Below are 9,857 nucleotides of genomic sequence, written 5' to 3'. Positions count from 1 at the left end.
AACCTAAAGGGGGAAAGCTATCGATTGCGGGAAAAAAGGCTCCAACAAGAAAAACAGAAGGATCAATGAGGTCCTTCTGGGGAATTTTAAACCGGCGATTTTGGGGAAAAAATAATCGGCCTTGACAATCCCATCCTATATAATTTGCTAACCAAAATTTTATGGCGTATTTGAGTGCATACTGAACACGCTTGTTTATTGATATGTGTCCACTTGGATCAATATAAGTTACTGGGTTGTTTTTTCCATAAGCATATTGATTCAAACTCTGCGGATCATCCTCAAACCCATGGAACGTATCCCTTGTAATAAACCGACCAATATTAGCATCATAATAACGTGCCATGAGATAGTATAATCCAGTTTCTTCATCATAATAATAACCCGCATAACGGTATGGGTTGGCTGATGCCATCGCGCCGGTTTTGGAAAGAATATTCCCCCATGCATCGTATTGATATTCCGCTACAACGTTTCCGCTTGCATCCGTTAATGCCGTAACATCCCCATGACCGTTGACATGATAATAGTAAGTTACTCCGCCTTTGGTCATCGTGATTGGGTGATCATATGCGTCCCACGTATACTCCGCCACGATGTTGTTGTTTGCATCTGTTTCATATAGCACTTGGTTCGAGTCGCCATCGTAGTGATAATAAATGGTTCCGTTTGATGTGGTTTTGCTGATGCGTCTTCCAAGCTGATCGTACGTGAAAGACGCGATGGTTGTACCAGATACATTTTTTACTTCAATGAGACGGTTGTCATCATCGTACACAAATGTCTTATTGCCGTTGTTCGTTAAATTGCCATTGGCATCGTACGTGTACGCTTGTCCGTTGACCGCTGTTAATTGGTCGGCGGCGTCATACGTGTATGTTGTGGTAGTAGTCGTTCCATTATTTACAATTTTCTTCGTACGGTTCCCCACAGCATCGTATTCGTACGTGATGGTCGTCCCGTCTGCTAGTGTTTCTTTTGTCAACTGATTCAACGCATCATATTGATACGTGATCGTTCCATTGTTGGTTTCCACACTGGTAATGTTGCCATTGGCATCATAGCTGTAGTTGAAGTAATTTAAGACATTGCCGTTCGCGCCAAAGTTTTTAATCGATTTTAACTCGTTGGCATCATTATACTCGTAGGCGGTATAGGTGCCATTCGCATGGATTATCGAACAGTGCCAGGCACTGTTCGCCAATATCGATTCCCGCTTTGATCGCTGCTCTTCTGCTTTCCACCGCGCTGCATAAGTCCGGCATGTTGCCGGGATGAGCCGCTGTTTTCATGTATAAATGCCGCCGCTAATCCGGAATCATAACTTCAAAAACCGGATAACGGAGGAACAAGATGAAAAAACGGCTCGCTTTTTGCTTTTCGCAGGGCTCTTCTCCTTGCAGTCCATTCATGCTTTGGCCCGCGATGAGTGGATGGAAATAGCGAAAAAGTTTATACCACCCAACACTGTTCTTGCAGATCCCGAATCGATCGAGCTGTATGATTTTGATCAAGACGGGCGCAACCAAATCGTGGCGACATTCCAACTTCAAGCGGGCGAACCGCCTTCCCGCTCCAAATTCGGAGCGATTGCATTGAAAAAACAGAGGCAGGCTGGCAAAAAGTATGGAAGACCGAAATAGTAAATGACTCCGCCTTTCGTCATCATCACTAGGCGGCCCATATATATTGCACTACCATTTTTTATTGGCACCCGCTTCGTCACATAAACCAAGTGACAGATACTCATCCTATAAAACACCCCCATCTGCATTTTACGCAGTTGGGGGATTCTATACAATATTATTTCATAAAAGACAAGTGCCCGCTCCTAATTTCTTGGTTTACCAATCCGATAATTTTAATAACTTATATACTTCCTTATCATGAAAGTCTGATTCAGAAATTTGTAATATATCTATAAGTCTCTGAATTCCCCCTATCCACATGCGATCGTCATCCTCAGCTGCTTTTATTAGCGAAGCCTCTATATGTGGAACTATCACACTTTTATCTATACTCTTCAATATCTCTATCGCTGTAGGGACACCAGGCCAATTCATATCTTGCATTAACTCTATTAAGCAGGGTATCGCCAGCCTATTTCGTGGGTATCCAATTTTATTTAAAACTTTAACCGCATTCTCCCAACAATGCTTCTCGGTATCTTGTATTAACAAAGGAGTGTATTCATCATCAATTGTTGTTAACTCCCTTATTGCAGATAGTTGAACTTCTTGGGGCATATTCCAACTCAAGTTTTTCATCAATCTTTTAACTTCACTAAGTTCCATTAAAATTCATCTCCTACTATTTAACTTTCACAGAAAGGGCCTGCAATAATTTTGTGTACTCATGTGGGAGTTTACACAATCGTTTGGACTTGACCGGAATCATACATGGAAAGAAGCAAAAAAATCGAGCACGGTCTTCGCCAAAATGAATATATTTCGTCCATTGAAACATGGAATGAACGTTATCGTTCCACTTGAAGTGGAAATTCCAAAAAAGACAAGAACAAACAATTATCTTGACATTTCTAAACGTTTCATAGAGAGATTCTTCCATACACTCTTCATGATATGAATTTCTTAAAGAATAACTATGCTTTTCCTAAATACACACAGGAAAAGACGTTTTTTCTTCCTCCGTAACGAGAATAATGCCATCGGCAAAAAAGAGAAATTAATCCCTATCTTCCCCTAAACTGTGACTGCAAAATAAGAACAAAAAGCCAGATGGTTATCGAAAACCATCCGGCTTTTTGTTAGGGATAAAAAATGAGGACCAAACCTAAAATAATCGCTCCAAACACTAATAATATGCTGCTGGATCCAAACAAAATACTGATGAGTTCTAAGGCTGCGAAAAAAATCGTGTAACTTGTTTTATCTTTTGCCTCTTTAATTTGTTTATACTCATGAACGGAAATGATAATTAAAATAGTAATTCCAGCTATAAATAGCAATAGACCAACGAGATGTATCAATTTTGCACCTCCATCGATGCTAAATTAATCTTTCTTTTTACCAAACAAATAAACACCAATTTGATACCTAATTGTCAATGGAATTGCAGCAGCAAAAGCACCTGCATTCGCTCCAAAAACAGCTCCAGCCATCGCTCCTACTTTTCCGACAGCTTTATATGTTTTTGGTTTACCATAGACACTAACACTCACTACAAGCTCCCCTGTAAAAGCCCCTATCATTGACCATTGTAGCGACTTTACTGCTATCCCTTCTGCAACTTTTTTAGGATCATTGGGAAATATCTTTCTTAGTAAATTTTGTACCCATCTAGGCAAGTGACTTACATACTGTCTTACTGAAAAATGGCCGCTTGGATCCACATACATTACCGGGTTATTTTTCGTATACACATACTGATTCAAGCTTTGCGGCTCATTTTCAAACCCATGGAACGTATCTCTTGTAATAAACCGCCCCATATTCGCATCATAATACCGCGCCATTAGGTAGTATAGCCCGGTTTCCTCATCGTAATAATACCCGGCATAACGGTATGGGTTCGCTGTTGCCAGCGCACCGGTTTTAGACACAATGTTGCCCCATGCGTCATACTCGTATTGGGCGACGACATTTCCGCTTGCGTCCGTCAATGCGACGACATCTCCATGACCGTTCAAATGATAGTAGTAAGTGGCTCCGCCTTTCGTCATCGTGACCGGGCGGCCCAATGCGTCCCACGTATATTCCGCTGTGATGTTGTTGTTGGCGTCTGTTTCATACAACAGACGAATCGAGTCGCCATCGTAGTGATAGTAAGTCGTACCGCTTGATGTTGTTTTGCTGATGCGTCTTCCTTGATGGTCATACGTATAGGTTGCGATCGTAGTGCCGGATGCGTTTTTTACTTGAATGAGACGGTTTTCGTCATCATACACAAACGTCTTGTTGCCGTTGTTCGTTAAATTCCCGTTCACGTCATATGTGTATGCCTGTCCGTTAACGGCTGTTAGTTGGTCGGCGGCGTCATACGTGTACGTAGTCGTCGTAGTTGTTCCATTGTTGACGATTTTCTTCGTCCGGTTGCCAACCGCATCGTATTCGTACGTAATCGTTGTTCCATCCGCTAGTGTTTCCTTTGTCAGCTGATTCAATGCATCATATTGATACGTGATCGTTCCATTGTTGGTTTCCACACTGGTAATGTTGCCATTGGCATCATAGCTGTAGTTGAAGTAATTTAAGACATTGCCGTTCGCGCCAAAGTTTTTAATCGATTTTAACTGGTTGGCATCATTATACTCGTAGGCGGTATAGGTGCCATTCGCATGGATGATGGATGAAATATTCCCTCGCTCATCGTACGTAAATCTCGCAAGGTTGGCGCTGTTTCTGGACAACACGACTAGCTGATCCAACGGGTTGTAGCTGTATCCGATGGTGTCGGTTGTTGTACCCACTGTGATGGAGGTGGACATCACGTTTCCGTTATTGTCGTAGCCATAGGCAATGGAATTAGATGCCCCTTTACTGATTCGTGTTGGACGATTATTCTTATCATACGTGTACGTGATCGTATTTCCACTACCATCCGTGACCGATGTCACGTTGCCATTGGCATCGTAATTCAACGTCCATTTCGTCAAGCCATTGTAAGCAATCGAAACAAGGCGGTTCAGCGCGTTGTAGCTATAGGATACCTTATCGCCATTGGCGTAGGTAACCTTTGTGAGATTACCGTTTTTATCATAGGCAAAGGACGTCGTTTGATTTAACGGGTTCGTGAAACCAGAAACCTGATTCAACTCATTATACGTATAGTTGGTTATATAATTCTTTGCATTCTTAACCGATGTACGATTTCCTACACCGTCATAACCATACGTCGTCACATTGCCGTTTGGATCCGTGACTTTTGTCAATTGGTTATTGGCATTATATTCATAAGAAGTCGTTTTTCCCTTTCCATCCGTTACACTTGTCTGATTTCCTACGGCATCATAACCGAAAGAAACCGTATCTCCTGCCGGATCTTTGATTTGGGTTACATAGTTTTTCTTTGCATCATACGTGTACGACGTCAGAGAAGCTCCTACTTCTAGACGCATTGCATCAAACCATGCTGTGCCCGTTTGATTATAATAGTAATAATACACGTCAATGTAATCGAAGGCCTGTTTCGGTTTTACTTCCGCGGCAACATGTTGCCAGTCAGTCTTCGCCTTATCAAAGTCGTTTGCATAACCCCAATCGGTTGTACCATTCGTATAGTGGATTGCTACTTGCAAGCTATAGTAACCGCCGTTTGGATTGGCTCCTTCTTGTTTGGACCATCCAGACAACGTAAGTTTAGTGTTGCTGTCGCCAGAAATATTAATCCGTTGTTTAATATGCTTATTTTTCCCAGACTCTCCTGTGATTTTAAATGACTTGCTTCCAACATATATATTCGCAACTGTTGTATCTAGTCCATCATTTGTTGATAAATTGCCGCTTGTCGTCCAATTGTCAGGAATTCCATCACTATTCATATCTCGCTCGAAGCTGGAATTATCAACAAGATTATAGGCGCTGACAACCGTTCCTTTCTCTAATTGAATACCGTCAAAATAAGCAGTTCCCGAACCGGCATTTAAGCCAACCGATACCCGAATAGATTTGGTGCCAGTTGGTGCGTTATCCGCGACGACATGAAGCCGAGTCCAATCGTTCGTTCCTGCCAACCCATAAGAAATTTTTTGATTTAACCAGTTTCCTTGCGCATCAAAATATTCAACTTTAATAAGAGCTCTGGCAGACATGGACGATGTTTTTACATAACCGCTTGCCACATAAACTCCACCATCATACGGCTGCTTATCAGAACTGACAATCGCCCATCCGGTCGAATTCGAAATGCTGATCGCTTTATTCCCAAATTTGCTTGTTGTCGTCCAACTGAATGTAGCGATTTTCCCTGATTCTACGGCCTTTGTCCAGTTGTCTGGCCAATTATCCGCATTATGATCGAATTCGAAGCTAGAGTTACTTACCAAGTTATCAGCTGTAGACATTGGATACGTCGAATACTGCAAATTTCCCAGATTATCGTATCGCTGTGAAACTGATTGTGTATAAGGATCGATCGCTTCGGTTTGATTGTTATTTTGATCATAATCAAATGTGCTGACGTTGCTGTTGAAATCCTGCTCTTTGATAAGATTATTTTGCAAATCATACGTATATTGTGCCGACTGATTTTCTGGCAATTGAACGCTGACAATATTTCCTTTTTCGTCATATTGATAAATGAACGCTGCGGTTCCATTCGCCTTATTTTCATTTGGTTCCACTACTCGGATTAAATTATTGTTATTATCATAATCGAATGTTGTCACAGCCTTGTTTTGAGCATCTAAAGGATTTTCTGTGATTTGAATAATATTGCCGTTAGCGTTGTACGTATAATCTACCCGTCTCCCTTCGCCATCTGTGACCGACGTAACACCATTGGTTTTGTCATATGAATAATTTGTGGTACTATTTGTAAGTGCGCCGTTAATCGTAATAGGGCGTTCAATGCTTGTTACGCGGTCGAGTGTATCATAACCAATTGTCGTCGTAATATTTCGGGCATTTTTAATACTTGTTAGATTATGATCCGAATCATACGTAAAAATGGTCGCGTTTCCTTGAGCATCCGTAACTTTCGTTAGGTTGCCGGAAGCATCATACTCATAAGAGATGGTTCTGTTTGCTGGGTCGGTGATACTCGATACATATCCGTTTGTTCCATAGGCAATCGTCGTCGTTCTTGCTGATGCATCTGTAATTGAAGCTAATTTTCCGTTTGTATTATAATTCAATGTAGTCGTGTTCCCATTTGTATCGACCATGCGAGAAAGTTTGCCATTTGTATTGAAATAAAGTTTCGTACCATCGGTTTTGGTTATTGTATAAGTGCCGTCCCCATTTTTGATTAGATCGAGATAGACACCACCAGCAGCTTCGTATCCCCCGCCAACTTTTTCACCAAAAATATGACGAGTATTATCTCCATCAACAAACGTAACTGGTCCACTGCCTGCATCCCAAATATTCATTTCGAGATTAGACATCCATCCATAACCAAACATCCCATTCGATCCGGACTTTCGGCTATTGTATGTTCTCGTAAATTCAACATCTTCGCCTAGACCAGAAATAGCAAGATTAATAATGCTACTAATGTTAGACACATAACTCCTAGCCTAGTTATTTTCCTTTTCATAACAGTACCTCCCTCACGAATATTTTTCCTATTCAACCTCATTATACCTAATTTTCTTCCTCCTTCACCGCCAACTTGATGTCGAACCCCGCCATTTTTTGACGGTGCGCCCGCCAATTTTGGCGGACTAGATAAAAAACGCCCCCACCGATCCGCCAAGGACATAAAAACCCCCATCCAATGCCCGTGCATCAGATAGGGGTTTCGTTTTACCCGCGCAATGTGGCGCCGAATTGTTGTTCGACCGCTTTGATGACTTGTTCGTGAACGTTTGTTACTTCTTCGTCCGTCAATGTCCGCTCTGGGTCGTAGTAACGGAGCGAGAAGGCGATCGATTTTTTGCCTTCTGGAAGTCGGTCTCCTTTGTAAACGTCGAAAATCGATACGTCTTTCAACAGTTCACCGCCTGCTTCGATAATTGCTCGCTCGAGGTCACCTGCTACGATATGCTCATCAACGACAAGAGCGATGTCGCGCGTAATGGACGGGAAGCGTGGAATCGCCGTATAGCGAATGTCGGCTACTTCCGCTTTTAATAACGCTTCAAGATCTAGCTCAAATACATATGTTTCTTTTAAATCAAATTGTTTTTGCACGTTCGGATGAAGCTGACCGACAAAGCCGATTGTCTTATGATCTAATAAAATTTCTGCTGTACGCCCTGGATGAAGGTGCTCGCGTTTTGCTTGCTTATATTCCACGCGGTTTTCTAATCCTAGCAACGCAAACAAACCATCTAAAATTCCTTTAACGACATAGAAGTCAACTGCTTTTTTCTCCCCTTGCCATAAATGCGCATGCCATACGCCTGTCAAGACGCCGGCTAACCGCTCTTTTTCGTTTGGCAACTCGTGTTCATTTGTTGCTAAATATACCGAGCCGATTTCATATAGCGCGACATTTTCGACTTGGCGGGCGCGGTTATAGCTTGCTGCTTCCAATAAGTGCGGTACTAAGCTTTGTCGTAAGACGCTGCGCTCTTCGCTCATCGGAAGAGCAAGACGGATCGGTTGCGCCGTTTCAAGCGCAAACATCGTCGCTTTTGCTTCGTTTGTAAGCGAGTACGTAATCGCTTGGAACAAGCCCGCATCTTCTAAATAACGGCGTACTTTGCGACGCTTTGCTTGATATGGTGTGAGCTTACCCGGGTTTGCTTCGCCGATTGGAAGCGTTGCTGGTAAATGATCGTATCCGTATAAACGCGCTACTTCTTCGATGATGTCTTCTTCAATAGCAATATCACGGCGGCGCGATGGAACGGTAATCGTAAACGTTCCGTTATCTTCTGTGAATGTAAATTGCAAGTTCGTTAAAATGCCTGCGACTTCTTCTTTCGTAATCGCTGTGCCAAGCACGCGGTTAATACGATGTAACGTAATCGTAACAACGACATCCTTTAGCTGTAATGTATTCGCTTCGACAACGCCGCCAACGACCTCGCCGCCAGCGTATTCCGCCATTAATGCAGCTGCGCGGTCAAGCGCTTCTTTCGTGCGCGCTGGGTCGATGCCTTTTTCAAACCGTGTGCTCGACTCACTGCGCAATCCGTGATCTTTGACCGCTTGGCGAATCGTCGCTCCATTAAAATATGCTGCTTCAATAAATACGTTTATTGTTTCATCACATACTTCCGAGTTCGCACCGCCCATCACACCAGCTAAAGCGACAGGCTCTTTCCCATTTGCAATGACGAGATGATCTTCTGTCAACGTGCGCTCTACATCATCAAGCGTCACAATTGTTTCACCGGCTTTTGCGCGGCGAACGACGATTTCTTTTGAACCGAGGCGATCGTAGTCAAACGCATGAAGCGGCTGACCGTACTCAAGTAAAATGTAGTTCGTAATATCAACGACATTATTATGTGGTCGAATGCCAGCTGCCATTAAACGCGCTTGCATCCAAAGCGGCGATGGGCCAATTTTTACGTTTTTCACGATGCGCCCTGCATATAAAGGATTATCTTCTTGTGCATCGACACGTACAGAAATATAGTTATGAACGTTTTCATCGTTTTCCTGTAGCTCGATGGTCGGAAGCTTCACGCTTCTTCCTAAAATCGCTGCCACTTCATAAGCGACGCCAATCATGCTTAAACAATCGGCGCGGTTTGGTGTTAAACTAAGTTCTAACACTTCGTCATCCAAGTAAAGTAGTTGTAGCGCATCCGCTCCGACCGGTGCATCGCTTGGGAAAACGAAAATGCCATCGGCGTATTCTTTCGGTACTAATTTCGACTCCACGCCAAGCTCTTGCAACGAACAAATCATGCCGTTCGATTCTTCACCGCGCAGTTTTGCGCGTTTAATTTTAAAGTTGCCAGGCAATACGGCACCAACTTTAGCAACGGCAACCTTTTGTCCTTTTGCGACGTTCGGCGCCCCGCAAATAATTTGCACTGGCTCCCCTTCCCCGATATCGACAAGACATTTACTTAGTTTATCGGCGTTCGGATGTTGTTCGCGCTCAATTACATGTCCGATGACAACACCTTGTATTCCTTTATTGCGCACCTCAACGCTTTCTACTTCAATGCCTGCTTTCGTAATGCGATCGGCTAATTGTTTTGCGGTAATGCCTGTTAAATCGACATATTCCTGTAGCCATTTATATGAAACAAACATCCATGAAACCTCCCT

4 protein-coding genes and 1 pseudogene are annotated in these 9,857 nt (G+C 42.9%); 1 reads left to right on the top strand and 4 read right to left on the bottom strand.

Annotation, left to right across the window (positions count from 1 at the left end; genetic code table 11):
* Positions 1-265: 265 nt before the first annotated feature.
* Positions 266-1,204, bottom strand: a pseudogene (locus ETB99_RS08985) (RHS repeat domain-containing protein); the annotation flags it as partial.
* A 193-nt stretch (positions 1,205-1,397) separates the two neighbouring features.
* Here ETB99_RS08985 and ETB99_RS08980 point away from each other — a divergent pair.
* Positions 1,398-1,643, top strand: a complete 246-nt coding sequence (locus ETB99_RS08980) for a hypothetical protein (protein WP_143271315.1) — start codon at positions 1,398-1,400, stop codon at positions 1,641-1,643.
* A 201-nt stretch (positions 1,644-1,844) separates the two neighbouring features.
* Here the strand turns inward: ETB99_RS08980 and ETB99_RS08975 are convergent, their stop codons facing one another.
* The 3 genes from ETB99_RS08975 to pheT form a co-directional block, all read right to left on the bottom strand.
* A complete protein-coding gene (locus ETB99_RS08975) occupies positions 1,845-2,294 on the bottom strand; it encodes a DUF5071 domain-containing protein (RefSeq protein WP_052023561.1) in 450 nt (149 codons plus the stop codon).
* A gap of 719 nt (positions 2,295-3,013) precedes the next feature.
* Positions 3,014-7,186, bottom strand: coding sequence for an RHS repeat-associated core domain-containing protein (locus ETB99_RS08970; protein WP_309138143.1), 4,173 nt, complete (start codon positions 7,184-7,186; stop codon positions 3,014-3,016).
* A gap of 241 nt (positions 7,187-7,427) precedes the next feature.
* Positions 7,428-9,842, bottom strand: coding sequence for a phenylalanine--tRNA ligase subunit beta (gene pheT / locus ETB99_RS08965; protein ID WP_171700423.1), 2,415 nt, complete (start codon positions 9,840-9,842; stop codon positions 7,428-7,430).
* Between the last annotated feature and the right edge of the window lie 15 nt (positions 9,843-9,857).

The organism is Anoxybacillus sp. CHMUD, assembly GCF_013096965.1.
GTDB lineage: Bacteria > Bacillota > Bacilli > Bacillales > Anoxybacillaceae > Anoxybacillus > Anoxybacillus kestanbolensis_A.
The sequence above is the reverse complement of the archived record's forward strand: the minus strand, read 5'-3'. Positions and strand labels throughout refer to the sequence as shown.

What these genes read in the sequence shown, in the direction of transcription:
- ETB99_RS08975 (WP_052023561.1), bottom strand. Translation starts at nt 2,294, where the DNA reads ATGGAACTTAGTGAAGTTAAAAGATTGATGAAAAACTTGAGTTGGAAT.
- pheT (WP_171700423.1), bottom strand. Translation starts at nt 9,842, where the DNA reads ATGTTTGTTTCATATAAATGGCTACAGGAATATGTCGATTTAACAGGC.